At 69.2% G+C, this 14,684-nt stretch carries 13 protein-coding genes; all 13 read right to left on the minus strand.

The window, feature by feature from the left end; translation table 11 throughout:
* Positions 1 to 5: 5 nt before the first annotated feature.
* From JI752_RS00095 to JI752_RS00155, 13 genes are read right to left on the minus strand one after another with little or no spacing between them, the layout of a single operon-like run.
* Complete coding sequence (locus JI752_RS00095; RefSeq protein WP_216957801.1) at positions 6 to 2,135, minus strand: phage tail protein; 2,130 nt, start codon at positions 2,133 to 2,135, stop codon at positions 6 to 8.
* Entirely contained in the window at positions 2,132 to 4,051 is a 1,920-nt protein-coding gene (locus tag JI752_RS00100) for a putative baseplate assembly protein (protein WP_216957803.1), read from the minus strand. Before JI752_RS00100 ends, JI752_RS00095 begins: the two co-directional genes overlap by 4 nt.
* Complete coding sequence (locus tag JI752_RS00105) at positions 4,048 to 9,147, minus strand: hypothetical protein (RefSeq protein WP_216957805.1); 5,100 nt, start codon at positions 9,145 to 9,147, stop codon at positions 4,048 to 4,050. Before JI752_RS00105 ends, JI752_RS00100 begins: the two co-directional genes overlap by 4 nt.
* A complete protein-coding gene (locus JI752_RS00110; RefSeq protein WP_216957807.1) occupies positions 9,144 to 9,572 on the minus strand; it encodes a GPW/gp25 family protein in 429 nt (142 codons plus the stop codon). Before JI752_RS00110 ends, JI752_RS00105 begins: the two co-directional genes overlap by 4 nt.
* Positions 9,569 to 9,865 carry a PAAR domain-containing protein gene (locus JI752_RS00115; RefSeq protein ID WP_216957809.1) on the minus strand — a complete coding sequence of 99 codons (297 nt, stop codon included), beginning with the start codon at positions 9,863 to 9,865 and terminating at the stop codon, positions 9,569 to 9,571. The genes JI752_RS00110 and JI752_RS00115 overlap by 4 nt, the downstream gene beginning before the upstream one ends.
* Before the next feature lie 10 nt (positions 9,866 to 9,875).
* On the minus strand, positions 9,876 to 10,511 hold the full coding sequence (locus tag JI752_RS00120) for a phage baseplate assembly protein V (RefSeq protein WP_216957811.1): 636 nt from the start codon (positions 10,509 to 10,511) through the stop codon (positions 9,876 to 9,878).
* Positions 10,508 to 11,641: a contractile injection system protein, VgrG/Pvc8 family gene (locus tag JI752_RS00125; protein WP_216957812.1), complete on the minus strand. Its 1,134-nt coding sequence runs from the start codon at positions 11,639 to 11,641 to the stop codon at positions 10,508 to 10,510. The genes JI752_RS00120 and JI752_RS00125 overlap by 4 nt, the downstream gene beginning before the upstream one ends.
* The gene (locus tag JI752_RS00130; RefSeq protein ID WP_216957814.1) at positions 11,616 to 12,317 is read right to left on the minus strand and encodes a hypothetical protein; all 702 of its coding nucleotides are present in this window, start codon (positions 12,315 to 12,317) and stop codon (positions 11,616 to 11,618) included. Before JI752_RS00130 ends, JI752_RS00125 begins: the two co-directional genes overlap by 26 nt.
* Before the next feature lie 7 nt (positions 12,318 to 12,324).
* A complete protein-coding gene (locus JI752_RS00135) occupies positions 12,325 to 13,251 on the minus strand; it encodes a hypothetical protein (protein ID WP_216957816.1) in 927 nt (308 codons plus the stop codon).
* The gene (locus JI752_RS00140) at positions 13,248 to 13,673 is read right to left on the minus strand and encodes a phage tail protein (RefSeq protein ID WP_216957818.1); all 426 of its coding nucleotides are present in this window, start codon (positions 13,671 to 13,673) and stop codon (positions 13,248 to 13,250) included. Before JI752_RS00140 ends, JI752_RS00135 begins: the two co-directional genes overlap by 4 nt.
* A 7-nt stretch (positions 13,674 to 13,680) precedes the next feature.
* Positions 13,681 to 13,860, minus strand: coding sequence for a DUF6760 family protein (locus JI752_RS00145; RefSeq protein ID WP_216957820.1), 180 nt, complete (start codon positions 13,858 to 13,860; stop codon positions 13,681 to 13,683).
* Positions 13,857 to 14,219: a hypothetical protein gene (locus tag JI752_RS00150; protein WP_216957823.1), complete on the minus strand. Its 363-nt coding sequence runs from the start codon at positions 14,217 to 14,219 to the stop codon at positions 13,857 to 13,859. The genes JI752_RS00145 and JI752_RS00150 overlap by 4 nt, the downstream gene beginning before the upstream one ends.
* Before the next feature lie 13 nt (positions 14,220 to 14,232).
* A complete protein-coding gene (locus tag JI752_RS00155) occupies positions 14,233 to 14,676 on the minus strand; it encodes a phage tail protein (RefSeq protein WP_216957825.1) in 444 nt (147 codons plus the stop codon).
* Between the last annotated feature and the right edge of the window lie 8 nt (positions 14,677 to 14,684).

Genomic DNA, 14,684 nt, shown 5'->3' on the forward strand with positions numbered 1-14,684 from the left:
GTCCTTCAAAGCAGCCGCGTGCCGACGTCGGCGCCTGTCGCACCCAGGCGCGCGCCGCGTACGGGAAGTCGGGCCACGCCGGTGACGGCGTCGTCGCCCAGATGGGGCGTAATCGTTCCTTCCAGGGTCAGGCCCGCGTCCAGTCGCCGACCCTGCAAGGCACGCGCGGTGATCCAGCGCACACGCACGCGGGTGGTGAACGGCGCCAGGCCAGCGAGCGCGGCCGGCAACCATCCGGCCCAGGCGCGGCGTTCTTCCGCTGTCGCTGCGATATCGATCCGCACGGACGCAGTGAGTCGCCACGGAGTGCCGACGTCTGCATCGCAAGGCAGACGCATGCGGCCCAGGCGAGCGCCCGAGCCCAGTTCGGCACGCGAGCGCGGCGGGCCGCCGAGCATCGCCGGAAGCGCGCTGCCCTCGCAGCCGGCGCCGCCAACAGTGGCGAAGCCGAACTGCGCGATCGCGTCTTCGATGCGGAAACGCCGCGGCCTCTCCGGCATCAGGCAGGAAAGGAAGGTCTCGATGCCGGCACGCGTTCCGCGCTGGCTGGCGAGGTGCTGCGCATGCGTGACGATGCAGCGCTTGTGCGCTTGCGCCAGGGTGTCGTCCCACGGCAGGCCCAGCCAGCGCGCCATCGCATCGAGCCATTCCTCCGGCGCGGTGGCCGGGTGCACATGGCTGCCCAACGCGGCGATGCGGGCGTCGAGCCCTTGCGTGGTGGTTTCGAGCACGCCGACCAGTGCACGCAGGAAGCTGTCGGGAACGGCTTCCTCGCGCCGGTAGATCGAGGGAAGGTATTGCATCAGCGTGCGGCCTGGGTACAGCACGGCCAGCTCGTTCAGCACCGGCAGAGCGGCTGCGCCGGGACTGGCGATGATGCGCACGCACACCCACACGTACGGATCGCGCGTATCGAACAGCGGCGCGACGCAATGCGTCGTCCTGTCGCCATCCGCGCCCTGGAACGCCATCGGGGCGTACCAGATGCCGCGCTCGGCGAGGATGCGCTGCGTTCGCTCGCTCGAAGTCAATGTTTCGTCCGCCGCGAGTTTTGCAAGGCGATCGCGCACGGAACGATCGCTGGTGGAGGCATACGACAGGGAAAGCATCGTGCCCGGCGGCAGCGTCGCGCTGGCTTCGATGCGCAGCCAACGGCGGCCGTCCTCGCGATCGGGCGAATGCAGTGCGGGCGTGAGGAGCACGCATTCCAACTCGGCGGCGTCGTCGGGAACGGCCTGCACCGCGCCGAATCGCAACAGCCCGCGCGGGCCCGTCACGTACACCGCATCGCGTGCAGCGGCGACGCCCGTGGCGGGAGCGTCCCTGCGATCCAGCGCGATGTCGCCGGACGCGGTGCCGTCGCCGTCGAACCGCATCACCCGGGCTTCGCCGCCCGGGCCGGCGTCGACGCCCGCCAGGAACACCGCATCGCGCGCGTCGCTGCCGAGCGCGGTGGCGCTGAAGCAGTGATGCATCGCGGCGACCGACTTCCTTGCGCGCGCGGTGCCGCCGGTTTCGTCGAACCACATCAGTTGCGCGTCACGACCCGAGCCGAGCACCACGAATCGCTTGCGAGTGCGCAGGAACACGAACGCCGTCGCCGCGCGCACGCCGTCCAGCTGTGCGGTCACGTCGAGCCGTCCTGCGCAGTCCACGCGCAGCACCTGCCAGCGACCTTCGCGTTCGGCGAGCACGAACACGCCATCGCGTCCGTCGGCGGCGATATCGACGGCGCGCCAATGCGACAGGTCGATCACATCCAGGCGAGTGAGCGAGTCGAGTTCGAACCGTTGCAGCGAACCCGTGCGCAAGCTCCACACGCCCCAACGCGTCACCAGCAATCTCGTCGCACGCGCGATCGCCGCCGGTGCGGGCCCGATGTCGGGCGTGTCGTCACCGGGCGACAGGCGGTACAAGCGGTCGGTCGCATCGTCGTGCCACAGCACCTGCGCGCCGGGCGCCACTGCCGGCGCCCGCGCGCCCTGGCTCGGGAATCGCTGCGCAACGGTGGCAAACGGCAGGGAGGGCCGGATCGTATGGGTGGAAACCGCGCCCGGGTCGATGCCGATCGACAGGCACGCGCGCCAGTGGGCCTGCTGCGTGAATCGATAAGCGCGCTGCGGATCGGCGCTCATGGCGCGCTCCCCTGCCCCGCCCGGCGCACGTCCACCGTGCTGTGCACGGCGTCGAATCGCGGCAGTCCCTCACGCGGCATGGTGATGATGTGCACTTCATCGCCGGAGCCGCGCCGCAGGCGCAACGACACGATCCGCGCCACGCCATCCACAGCGCGGAGCCATCCGGCCACGTCGCCATGCGAGACGGGAACACCGGGCCGTCGCGCCGACGGGCCGGTGGTCGCCAGTCGCGCACGCACGGCGTCCAGCGCGTTGCGTTGAACGCGGTCGACATCGCGTCCGGGCGATGCCTCCAGTGTCGCTTCGACCACCACGGCGCTATAGCGCGGGCCGATCACGGCCAGTCGGGTGCCCAGCGGCATGCGCGGTTCCAATCGTCGCTGCACGGCCCTACGCCACCGCCGTGTTTCCGGCGTGCGCGGGTCATCGCCGGCTTGCAGGCCACGCATGGCCACCAGCGTTACCGCGCCGGTGTTCGGCCGTGCTTCGTTCGCCGGCACGATCCAGGCCCGCGCGACCTCCAGCAGCGGCAACGCCAGCGCGGCGCGCACGATGTCGTCGGCGCTCACCAGTGCGTGATCCTCACGCACGCGCCGACGTGCTTCGCGGCGTTGTGCGCGCCAGTCCTGCGGGCCTGCGCCGCCGGCCACCGCGTCCGGATTGACGCCGAAGGCCTCGCCAAATCCCTGCACGTGCCAGCGTCGGTTGCGCGCGACGCTGCCCTGCGCGCCGTCGCTCACCGCATACGACACCCGCACCTGCGCACCATCGCGGGGCACGCGGCCGTTGATTCCGTTTCCGAACGTGATCCGGTCGGACGCGATGTCCAGTTCGTACACCGCATCGTCGGGCCCCTGCGCGGCCAGTCGGTCGCAACGTCGCCACGTGCTGCCGACGGCGGCTTCGACGACCTCGACCCGCACCGGCGCTTCCGACGCCGCAAAGCGCAGCCCGGGCACGTCGAGCTGGAAGCTCCAGTCAGGCAGTGCGCCGTTGGCGATATGCACCTCGCCTTCGACCGCGCGACCTTGCACGATGGGGACCACGTTGGGCGCGATCTGCAGCACGCGCGGCGGGCGTGCGAGACCGTCCGGCGCGCGCAATTCCAGCGTGAAGCGCCGCGGCGACGAGCGGACGGCGGAAAGATCCAGAACCAGCGCGCCGCTGCGCAGCAGGCCCTGGGTGGTGTCGGACACGATGGCCAGCGGATACCGCTCGGTGTCGGTGACGAGTTCGACCCGCAGCGGCGATGACGACGCGGCAACATCCGGCTGCATGCCCGCGACAGGCGACGCGGCGCGCACGCCGAGCGTCCAGCATGCGCCATCGGCCTGCGCGCGTTCCGGCGGGAACAGGCCGTCGTCGCTGCGGCACTCGAAGTCGATCGCCAATACATCGCGCGAGCGTGCATGCGCGCCGAAGGGCTGGAACGCGTGACCGGGTCGCCGGTTCACGGCGGTGTGGTCGAGCGCGCGCCCGTTCGCCAACCGCGTCGTCAGTGCGCGTATCTCGCCCGGAACCCATAAGAGCCTGTGTTCCGGATGGAACATCGGCCCGTCCGACTTGACCGGCCGGATGACGGCGTCCACCGGAATCACCACGCTCTGCGCAAAGGTCACGACAGGCGCGCGCGGGTCCTGCAGGTCGGGCCAGATCAGGCCGCGTGCCGGCTGCGTGCCGCTGGGCAGGAGCGCAAGCAGCGCCGCGTACGCCGCGCGCTCGTCGCGCCGCGTGTGTCCCGCCGCATAGAGTTGCGCTTCGGCCACCCACGCCAGCAGCTCCATCAGCGTGATGCCCGGATCGTGCGCGTTGTGGTCGGTCCATTGCGGTGCCAGCGCGGGCAGTTGCGCGCGCCCGATGGCCAGCAGGTCCTGGAACCGGCGGTCGAAGCGAACCTTCACCAGACGGCTCATGCGCCCTCCTCGCCCGGATCGAAGACCAGCTGCCATGCGTCGTCGCGCAGGACGACCAGGTCGGAGCGACGGATCGACGCAGGCCACGCGCGCTCCACCGCTTCGTCGACCCGCTCGTGCAGCACTACGTCGAGCACGCCGGCCAGCCGCGGTGTATCGACGAGGGCGAGCGCAATGTCGCTGGCGTCCGGACTGCATCCCAGCGGCCAGCCGTCGCCGTCGGCGCCGCCCGTGACCGGATCGAACCACGCTTTGATGCGCGCGCGCACCGCGCCGCTGACGGCACCGGCATCGTCGAGGCGGACCACTCGCAATCGCAGCTGCGCTCCGAGCCAGCGCAGGGTCGGGCCGGCGATGCGAAGCGCGCCCAGCCCGACCGGCGAAACGCCGAGCAGCAGTCGCTCCAGTTCCCGTCGTTGCGCCGCGTTCGGCACGGGGTTGCCGCCGCGCATGACGACGACAAGCCGCACGCCGCCGCGCGTGACGAAGCAACGCGCCTGCGCGATGTCGGGCGAACTCTGCAACGCCAGGTCTTCCAGGTCGGATGCGCTGATCGCACGGTTGCGATGGCGCAGGCGCGCGGTGCCGAAGCGCAGGATGCGTGGTGCGTCCTCCGGCGGCGCACCACCGGCGGCCTGATCGGCGGCGGATACCGCCTCCACACTGCTCACCGGCGAAGCGAGATTGAGCTTCGCGCGGGCGGCGACGGCGTTGGCCGGCACGCGGTCGCTGCCGTCGGCGGCGCGTTCGGTGCGCTGGTAACGGAAGGCAACGATGGAGTCGCGGCCCACCGGGGGAATCATGCCGTGCGTGCCATCGCCGAAGACGACCTCACCCGTCGCTTCGTCCAATGCGTACACACGTCGGGAGGCATCCTCGTCGGCGGGATCGAACACCTGCTCCCAGCGCACCCAATCCCCGGGCAGATTGGGCACGTCGCTGAGGACGCGCGCGGGGTCATCGGCCGTGAGGTCAGCGCGCTCTTCTTCGCCCAGCGGTTCGCGCACGCGCAGTTCGAGCGTGCCTCGCAACACGGGCGGTCGCGCGAGCACCAGGGTCAGGTCCGGCGCGCCTTCGGACGAACCGAGGCGTTCGTACGCCATCGTTTCCGCGGCGGTCGCCCACGCGGCATTCAGATGCGCGCCCAGCAAGGTCGGCGACCAGGCGTCGGCGTCGCCCGAGGGCGTGATCCGCAGCCAGCGCAGCGTCGTGCCGAACAACTCGCGCGGCGTGGGTTGTGCGTCGAAGACCAGCGTGAGCATCCCGCTCTCCCCCATTCCGCGCGTGTCGTCCTCCACGACCAGCGGGACGAAGCGGTCGGCCACCAGTGCGTCCACGCGCACGGCGGCGTGCGAGACCTGAGAGGCATCCTCCGCGACGCGCAAGTACAGACGAACAGGACCGCCGGAGAGCGGTCCCTTGAAACCCAGGAAGAAGGCGCGCCCCGCAGACGGCACGGCGTTAGTGGACGTCGCTGCGCCAGCAAGCAGGTCACCGGGCGACTGCGTACCGCTGCAGGCGCACTCGGGCGCGCATGCGGCGTCGTCTTCGGGCACCGCGGCACCGGACAGACGGCCCAGGAGAACGGGCAATGGCACGAACGCTTCGACGATCGCATTCGGCGTGCGATTGGCATCGCTCTGGTCGAGGATGGAACCGCTGTCCTGTGCGAGCACGAAGGTCGGCAGCACCGCATCCTCCGTCGCGTAGGACACGTGCAGCCGGGCCACGTAAGGCGCGCGGATCCCGTCGGTGTTGCGCTCGATCGTCTGCCGGGTTTCGCCCGGCGTATTGGTGGGCGTGGTGACGACCGTGACTTCTTCACGTCCGTAATCGCCACCGATCAGGCGCGCGCGGATCCAGTGGCTCGTCTTGCCGGACCAGTCCGTCGGCCGCAGGTCGGCGGGAACCTTGAACGTGATCGCGCCGCTGCGCTTGAGGTGCTGCGTGCCGGCGTCGTTCGCGCCGAGGTTCCACCAGCCCGTGCCGTTCCAGTACTCCCACGACAACGCCGGGTTCGAGGTGGTGTCGGAAAGCTCGGCCGACCACGTCCGCACCGCCTCATCGACGTAGAACTCCACCCTTCCCAGGTTGATCGGCGGTTGCACCACCCAGGGCGTCGCCAGGTCCACCAGCAGCGGATGCCCGTTGCCGTCGACGCGGAACGCATGGCCGCGCTGCCAGACGGGATCGCCGCCCGGCAAGGCCAGGAGCGTGCGCTGCAGCAGCGCCGCGTCCCAGTGGCCGCTGTTGGCGGGATCCAGCTCCAGCAACGGCACGACGCGCCTTTCATCGGGCACCGGCGATGGCGCGGGCAACCGATAGCTGACCTGCTCTCCCGCCGGCAACGGATTGGGCACGTCCAGTTCGCGGTCGAGCGTCGCGATCCGCGTGGTGTTGTCGAAGTCGTCGACCTGATAGACGTCCATCGACAGCGAGGTCGTGATGAGCAGGCGCGTCTGGTCCGGGGTGATCGGCTCGTTGCCTGCGATCAACACCGTGTCCAGCGCAGCCGGATCGACGGCGGACTGACCCGCCGGATCGGCGGCCGGATACACCACGATGTCGCCGTCGATCGCCTGCACATCGAACGCGAACAGCACCTGCCCGCTCTGCTGCGCGGTCGATGCGGCCGTCGCGACCTCGAAACCGCCCAGCACGGGAAACGCGACCTGGTCGAGCGCCTGCAGCGGATCTCCGGGACGGGTGATGATCGCGGTCATCAGCGGCGCCGTGCGCTTGGCGCAATCGGCCGGATTGAATAGCGCCACCAGCACCTGGCTCGACAGCACCGGCACGATCAGATGCGCGGGCAGCACCGTCGGCACGCCGGCGGCGGGACCGAGCTCGGCCGGGATGTGCGTGCTGAACGGCAGATCCGACAGCGCGGGCTCGAACGGCGACCAGCGCACCAATCGTGTCGTGCCATCGGATGCCGCCAGGCATGCGGCGAACACGCCGTGCACGTTGGCCACCGCCGCATCGACCGCACCGCCAAGCACGCGCGCAGTCCCCAGCGCCGCATCGGCGACGGCCTGCTGCAGCAGGGATCCCGGGTCCGACAGGAAGGCAAGCAGGCTCGGCCCCGACATGCCGGTACCCACGGCCACGGCGAGCAGCGTGTCGTCAGCGCGCAGGATCGCCGCGGGCGTCATCGTCGGATCCACGCCCGTGCGCAGCGTCGTGCAATCGGCCTGGAGCGGCGCGCCGCCGACCCTCACTGCGTACATCGACAGATCCCTGGCGACGCCCACGATCCGCTCCGGCACCGTGGCCGCGGCGGTCGCGACGAAGATCGATGCGATTCGCGTGAGTTCGACATCGGCCGGGCCGTCCTTCGCAGCGACCTCCGTCCATTCCGGGGCGGCTGCGTCGGGATCGCAGGCATAGAGTTTGGCGTCGCGCACCGCGAGCAGTACGGCCGATGCAGGCAGGTACACCAGGCTGTCGATGAGCGGCGTCGCCTGCCCCGTCGGCGGCGGTGCGACCGGCACCGCCGGCAGCGAGGTCCAGCCGCTCAGGCGGCCTTCTTCCAACTTCACTTCGCGCCAGCACCACACGCCATCGTCGGCCGCCACGGCCACGACGAAGTCGTCGCCCTTGTCCCAGATCGCCAAAGCGCCCGCGCGCAGCGGCATGGGCGCGGCATCCACGGTGGCACCGCCGGCGGCGGGCGACGGCGGACGCAGCGGCGGGCGATCGCGGAAGCGCGAGAGGCTCGCCGTGCCCGCATCGAAACCGAGCAATTGCAGACCGCCATCGCGCGTCACCCCGGCAAGGACGGTGTTCGCAAGCGGGCCCGTGCGCAGGCATGCGAACCCCTGGAAGCTCAGGTCTGCCATCTCGAAGCACAGTTGCACGCGCGCGTCCTTCTTCGAGAAGGCTTCGGCGCTGCCGATGTAGAACGCGTCGAACTGGCGCGGCTCCCGGCCGAGCGGATAGAAGGCGCCATCCACGACGAGCGGCGTCGTGTTCGACATCGCTTCGAAGCCGACGGAAGGTTTGTCCGCCACGCTCTGGCAGCTCGCGCGGCTGGGCGTGTAGTTGATCCGGACACTGAGCCGGTCGGCGGCGAGCAGCACGCGGTCGACCTGGCGCGCGACGGCGCGGATCCACCGTGCGCGCTTGCCGGGCACGACCTCGCGCGGCTCGATGGCGCCTTCGGGTTTGCGCAGGGTCAACGCGTTGGCGTACTTCTGCTCGTCCGCGCGCACCAGTTCCTGCCATCCCGCCGCCACGGGATCTTCGGATTCGACCTTCTTTCCCCAGTACTCCCACTGCACTCCCGCCAGGTCCTGCGCGCCGACGATGTCGAACGTCGCCTCGGCGGTGATGTCGAACAACTCCATGCCGCCCAGGTAAAGCGCATGCAGCTGTTCGTCGTTCCACAGTCCGTCGAAGGGAGAGAACTGCGTGAGCTTGCGCACCGTTGCGCCTTGCGCCAGGCCGCTGCGCAACGGCGGCTCGATGGTGACCAGGCCCTTGTCTTCCTGCGTGATGCGCACGCGCTGTCCGTCGGATTGCAGCACCATGTCCGGTGACAATCCCTCCGCCGGATCCAGTTGGAGCCTGGCGGCCCCGGGTGCGGCGAAGCTCTTCAACAGCCACTGCTCGGGCAATGGCAGCAGCGGTTCCAGCGACGCCAGTCCCGGCGGCGGGAGATGGAAACGGTCGGCTTCCACGCCGACGATGTGCGTCAGCTTCGACGGCACCAGTTGCACGTCGGTTTCCGTTTCGAACACCACGGACGCGCCGTCGACGTCGGCCTGCAATCGCGTCTGCGCGGGCGCCAGGACGGCATCGACCGCCTTGTCGCCCAGTTTGAACGCCACCGGCGCGCGCGCCGGCCGTGCCGCTTCGCCATGCACGCCGAGCCAGTCGAACAGCCCGTCGCGCAGCTTCTCGCCAGCGCCGTCCAGGCGTTCGGCGACTTCCGCGCTGAACCGCGCCGCGACCTGCAACAGGGCCCGTCCGAAATCCGGTTCGTCGTCGGCGATGGCCCAGTCGGGAATCCACGCGCGTGCGCGCGCCTGAAGTTCGGCCATGAACTCGCGCGTGCGTCGCCGGTCCATGCGCGGCGGGAGGTGCGGCTTCATGGCGGCCCTCCTTCGCGGAAGTAGAACGGAAAGACGAGGTTGCCGGTCTGGTTGGTCTTGCGGACGCGATACTCGATGGCGACCAGGAGCGTGCCTTCGCGTGCCTGCGTTTCATCGACCTCCACCGCGAGCACGTCGATGCGCGCTTCGCATCGGCGCAGCGCTTCTTCCACGGTCGAGCGGATGCGCTGGAGCGTCATGCTGTCGATGGCTTCGAACACCAGTTCGTGGATGCCGCAGCCGAAGTTGGGCCGCATCACGCGTTCGCCCGGCGCGGTTTGCAGGATGATCCGCATCGACTGGCGGATGTCTTCCTCATACGCAACGCTGGCGACCCGTCCGGTGCGCGGATCCAGTGCGACCGGCCACGCCCAGCCGCGCCCCAGGAAGGCCTTCTGCTCGTCCATGGCGCGGTCGTCGCTCATCCGATCATGACCGTCATGGCGCCCAGCACGATGGGGTTCGGCGCGCCCGCCTCCACCACCATGTCGCCCTGGCGCGCGGCGGGGAGCCCGCCGATGAACACGGTGAAGCTGCCCATCACCACGACGCCGCCGACATGCGGCTTGGGTCCGTCCGACAACGGACACGCGTGCGTATCGGCCAGTGCGCGCCATGCCGGCATGCCGCCGATCAGCACCGTCGCGCTGCCCGGTCCGGGGCCGAGCGGCGTGCCGTGGCTGGTGGTGTCTCCGAGGCGGGCAGCGGGTTGACCCATCGGTGCGCTCCTAGTTGATGTTCACCAGGCCGCCGCGAATCGTCATCGTGGCGTTGGCCTTGAGTTCGAGCGTGCCGGTGGCTTCGATCGAGATCGTGGTGGCCTTGATCTGCAGCGATCCGATCGCCTCCAGCGCGATGGCGCCGCGGGTGTTGTCTATCGAGACCGTGTTGCCCTTCCCGTCGTCGATCAGGATGCCGTCGTCGCTCAGTCGCACGAGGCCGCCGTTCTCGTGCCTGAGTTCGACCACGCCCTGCGTCCCGTCGTCGAACAGCAGCCAGTGGCCCTTGCGCGACTTGAGGATCCGCTTGTCGTTGTTGCCGTCGTCGTTGGCGATGGGCGGTGTGTCCACGCCGTTCCACAGACCGCCCAGGATGAAGGGGAAGCGCAGGTCTTCGCGTTCGAACGCAACAAGCACCTCGTCGCCGACTTCGGGGATGAGCACCAGGCCGCGGTCCTTTCCGGCCATGGGCGTGGCCAGGCGTGCCCAATGGCTCTCGCGATCGTCGAGCCACGGGAAGGCCACCCGCACGCGGCCCAGGCCTTCGGGGTCCTGGTTCTGCGTCACGATGCCGACGGCCAGGCCTTTGGCGAAGCCGCCGGTCTCCAGACCGGTTTCCGATTGCGGAGGCGAGAGGAGGTTCACAGCGCGGTCTCCCGGACACGGAAGCGCGTGCGATAGCCGCTGCCGTCGATGCGATGCGTGGCTTGCTGGATGTAGTAGGTCTTCGAGAACGGCGTGCCGATGCCGTCGATCTTCACGGTGCGGTCGGGTCGCAACTCGGGCAGGCCGATCGATTCGACTTCGCCGGTGAGGAACTCACGCGTGCGTTCGCCCAGCGCGGCTTTCGCTCGCTGGTCGGCCTCGGCTTGCGAGAACACCGGCTGGCGCAGCCGCAGCACCGGCTGCCGGCCCGGTGCGCGGACCAGTGCGCCCAGGTGCTCGGCGATCGTCTTCGCGCGCGCTCCGGCCAGGTCGGCACTGGCGCGACCGATGAAGGTCGTCTTTCGCGCCGTGTCGCTGCCGATGACTTCGACCTTCGCCACCTGCCCGGCCAGGTTCGCCTGCGGCCTGAAGCTCAACAGTCCCCGGCCCCACTCCAGGTGCACGACCGGATCGGATTTCACGCGCGGCCCGCTGAAGTGCAGCGTGGAACGGTTGCGTCCTTCGACATCGACGTAGAGTTCGAAGTGATCCTGTTCGACGTGGTTGCGCTGGGCGAGCTTCTTTAGGAAATCCCAGTCGCTCTCCTGGTTCTGTTCGATCTGCGGACGTCGCTCTTCGGTCTTGTCGACGACCACGTCGAGGTTATGGAAGCGCGCGATCTGCCGCACGACATCACCGTCGGTCTGGTTGCGCCAGCTGTCGGAGTTCTTGCCCAGGGTGAGCAGGAAGCCCGGGTCGTAGCCGGACACGATGAGCTCCGGCGCGCCGCCGTCGGGGAAACTCGTCGACACCTCGGTGATCACGCCGTTGATGACGGTGGGCATCGACTTCGCATCGCGGTAGCCCATGCACACTTCGATGCTGGCGCCGAAGGCGAACTGGCCGAGCAGATCGTGACCGCCCTGCCCCGTGCGGAAGGCGCCGGCGGCCGGGTCGAATGCATCCACCACGGTGAACGTGAAGTGCCATGCCGAGCCGAGCACCATGTCGACTTCGACCTGGCTCACGGCGACCTGCAGATCGCGCACCAGCTCCTGGCCCGCCAGGCGGACCACGAAGCACGGCGCGTAAAACTCGCCGTAGTCATGGGACAGTGCGACGAGTTCCATCCGGATTCTCCATCGGCGGCAGTTCCAGCCAGTCGCCCGGTGCGATCTCGCGCGGGTCGTCGAGGTCGTTGGCCAGCGCGATGCGGACCCATTCGTTGGGATCGTCGTACTCGCGGGCGGCGATCCACCACAGACGCTCGTCCCCGACGACGACGCGGCGCTTGGTCTTGTCGGCCGACTCGCGACGCGGGTCTTCCAGTTGCTGACGCAGGGTTCGGTATTCCTTGAAGCTCACCGACAGCGTCACGCGCGCGGGGTTGCCGTCGGGATGGAACATCGTGACCTTGCGGCCCAGGCGTTCGATCACCGCCGAGAACTCCAGCGTGCCCCAGCTGAAGCGCACGGGCGGCGGCGCGTGCAACGATGCATCGATCACCAGCAGCGATGTCAGCGCCTTCAGGCGCGTGCCCAGCGGGTTGTTCTCCTTCTGCAACAGCGAGGTCGGCCCCTGCCGGTCGGTGGCATCGTCGAGGAACAGGTCCATGCTCAGGCGGTCGGACTCGCCGTTGACGAATTGCAGCAACGGCGCGCCGATGCCCGGTACGGGCGTCGCCTTGTAGGTGTTGGAACGTTCGAAGGTGTATTCGGTGGGGTTGAACAGCACCGTGATCACTTCGTTCTGGCGCGAGCCCGCCAGCACGGTGATGGTGGCCTTCTTGAGCTGCGATTCGGCCATGGTGTCCTCACAGTCCCCGGCGTTCGCGTTCGATGCGCGCGCGCCGGTCGATGCGGCGGATCACGTCGTCGGCCAGGCGGTCGACGATCGCGGGATCGAGCACCTGCGCGCGCATCGCGGCGCGCACCTGCGGGGCGAGGTCGGCGGGTTCGATGGGTTCGAAGGCGGTTGGACGCGTCGTCTCATCGGTCGTCGGATACGGCGATTGCGCGAGCGTCTGCACGCTTGCCGGCACGGCGGCGGGCGGCGGCGCGCGCCAGATCAGATCCGGTGAGCCGCCCATCGACTGCGACGGCGACATCGCGTGGCGTGCGCCTTGCGTATTCGGGGAACTAGCGCGCGATGCCCTGGCCCGCATTGCAACGGCGGACAGGCGCTGATCCTGGGCCTCGATTCCGCCACCGCCGTGCACCGGCCGCGGCGTCCGCGCGGCCTGTACGCGCAGGGCCGCAACGACCCGTGCACCGACGGTCGGCGCCTGTGCGCGCTGTCGCGCGTCGGGCAGCGCCATCGGGTTTGCCGCGCGGTGTGGGCGCAGTGGATGGTCCATCCGCGCGCGCCGCGCGCCGGCTCTGCCCACAGGCGCAAGCGTGTTTTCCACTGGCGAGCTGTAAAGCGCACGAGCCGGCGTCATCTGCGAAGACCGCAGCGTCATCGAGGACGAACGCCCATTCACCGCAGCGCTCGACAATGCGGGCGACGTCATCTGGCCACCCATCTGCCGCGCGTGATGAGCGAACCCAAGGTGCACGTGAATTTGCATCCCCATCACGCGACTTCGCATGCCGATACGCGCAGCCGTTGACGCATGCACACGCCGGTACCGCAACAACAGCGGCAGCCATGCCCGTCCCGGTGTCCGCGCCGGGCGCCTGCGCACGAACCTGCGTGCCGCCAGGCACGCGAGCAGCGCCAGCTGCGGCCGCGCCTTCATGTCGCCTTCCTCAAACCGTGATGCGCCAGCTCCAGCGTTTCCATGACCACCTGCGACGATGCCGCATCGAGGTCGGACGCCGACCACTTCACCGGAAGCGCATCGGTGATCTGCCATGCCCAGGCCTTGTCGTTGGCCTCGTCCTGCAAGCGGATCCACAAGGTGCGACGTTGCGCGTCGCCGTCCGCCGCCGCCTGCGCCCACTTCCACAGGTCGTCCATCGCCAGGCCGCGCTCGAGCACCAGCGATGGATACGTCACCTGGCCCAGCAGCTTGTGTTCGTACTCGTTGACGCCGCCTTCCCTGTACGACTCCACCCGCACTTCGCGCGACAACCCCTTCACGCGCAGGAAACCGCCGCTCACCAGGCCCTCCATCTCGACCAGGTAGCGGAAACCGCGGAAGGGATCGCGACGCGTCATCGTGCCCTCACAGTTCGAACGGATTGGCCGGCGCGCCGTCCAGCGCACGGTTCATGCGCGAGATCTCCCGGCACCAACGCCGCCGCTCGCGATGCTCCAGCTCCATCAGGTCGCGATGGGACCAGTGGAAATGGTGGGCGATGAAGGCCATTTCCTCGTAGAGGACGGGCACGGGATAGGCCTTCATGCTTCCCCCAGGACGGCCAGCCTCGGCGGCGCCTGCCTGGCGTCGACGTCGTCGACGGCGTTGAGCTCCTCGTAGAGCCGCTGCAGGTACGCGAGGTCGGACGCGTACAACCCTTCGATGACACCGGTGTGGATGTCCGGCAACGTGCCCAGCCGCACGATGACCCGGGCCAGCACGATCACCGCCAGGTAGGCCTCGTTCTGCTGCACGCGCGGGTCGCGCAGCGGCAGGATCTCGTCGGCCGCCGTCGCCAGGCGCATGACGCCGTGGCGATGCAGCGTGCCGGTGTCGTCGAGGTAGCCCTTGGGCAACTCGAAGTCGATTTCGGTCCGGAAGCCCGGATGCGGATTCGCGTTCATCCTGCCCTCCTCGTCAGCGGACGCGCTCGATGCCTTCGTTGACCAGCTCGAGCAGTTCGATCACCACCTCGTTGCCCTTGGCATTGAGGTCCGACGGGTCGTACTTGACCGGCCATGCGTCGCTGACCACGAAGCGCGCGGCGTCGGCGCCGGCTTCGTCCTGTACGACGATCACGACCTTCTTGCGCCGCTCCCGGACCTGTCCGGACGACACGTCCATGTGCCACTTGTAGAGATCCAGCGCGGTCGCGCCGATGGTCATGCCCCACTTGAGCGTGATGTTTCCGTACTTGGTCAGGCCGGAAAGCTTGCGCACATGCGGGGGATCGGTGCCTTCGCGGTAGTCGACCGCGTCGATCGTGGTGTCGCCGATGGCGACTTCGCTGAAGGCCGCCTGGGTGATCGAGTCGATCTCCAGGCGGTAGCGGAAATTGCGCAGGGGGTCGATGCGTGCCATGGCTCACT

It is taken from the genome of Lysobacter sp. MMG2 (assembly GCF_016735495.2).
Classification (GTDB): Bacteria; Pseudomonadota; Gammaproteobacteria; order Xanthomonadales; family Xanthomonadaceae; genus Lysobacter_J.

Coding starts and splice junctions, on each gene's coding strand:
- JI752_RS00095 (WP_216957801.1), bottom strand. CDS start 2,135: ATGAGCGCCGATCCGCAGCGCGCTTATCGATTCACGCAGCAGGCCCAC.
- JI752_RS00100 (WP_216957803.1), bottom strand. CDS start 4,051: ATGAGCCGTCTGGTGAAGGTTCGCTTCGACCGCCGGTTCCAGGACCTG.
- JI752_RS00105 (WP_216957805.1), bottom strand. CDS start 9,147: ATGAAGCCGCACCTCCCGCCGCGCATGGACCGGCGACGCACGCGCGAG.
- JI752_RS00110 (WP_216957807.1), bottom strand. CDS start 9,572: ATGAGCGACGACCGCGCCATGGACGAGCAGAAGGCCTTCCTGGGGCGC.
- JI752_RS00115 (WP_216957809.1), bottom strand. CDS start 9,865: ATGGGTCAACCCGCTGCCCGCCTCGGAGACACCACCAGCCACGGCACG.
- JI752_RS00125 (WP_216957812.1), bottom strand. CDS start 11,641: ATGGAACTCGTCGCACTGTCCCATGACTACGGCGAGTTTTACGCGCCG.
- JI752_RS00130 (WP_216957814.1), bottom strand. CDS start 12,317: ATGGCCGAATCGCAGCTCAAGAAGGCCACCATCACCGTGCTGGCGGGC.
- JI752_RS00135 (WP_216957816.1), bottom strand. CDS start 13,251: ATGAAGGCGCGGCCGCAGCTGGCGCTGCTCGCGTGCCTGGCGGCACGC.
- JI752_RS00140 (WP_216957818.1), bottom strand. CDS start 13,673: ATGACGCGTCGCGATCCCTTCCGCGGTTTCCGCTACCTGGTCGAGATG.
- JI752_RS00145 (WP_216957820.1), bottom strand. CDS start 13,860: ATGAAGGCCTATCCCGTGCCCGTCCTCTACGAGGAAATGGCCTTCATC.
- JI752_RS00150 (WP_216957823.1), bottom strand. CDS start 14,219: ATGAACGCGAATCCGCATCCGGGCTTCCGGACCGAAATCGACTTCGAG.
- JI752_RS00155 (WP_216957825.1), bottom strand. CDS start 14,676: ATGGCACGCATCGACCCCCTGCGCAATTTCCGCTACCGCCTGGAGATC.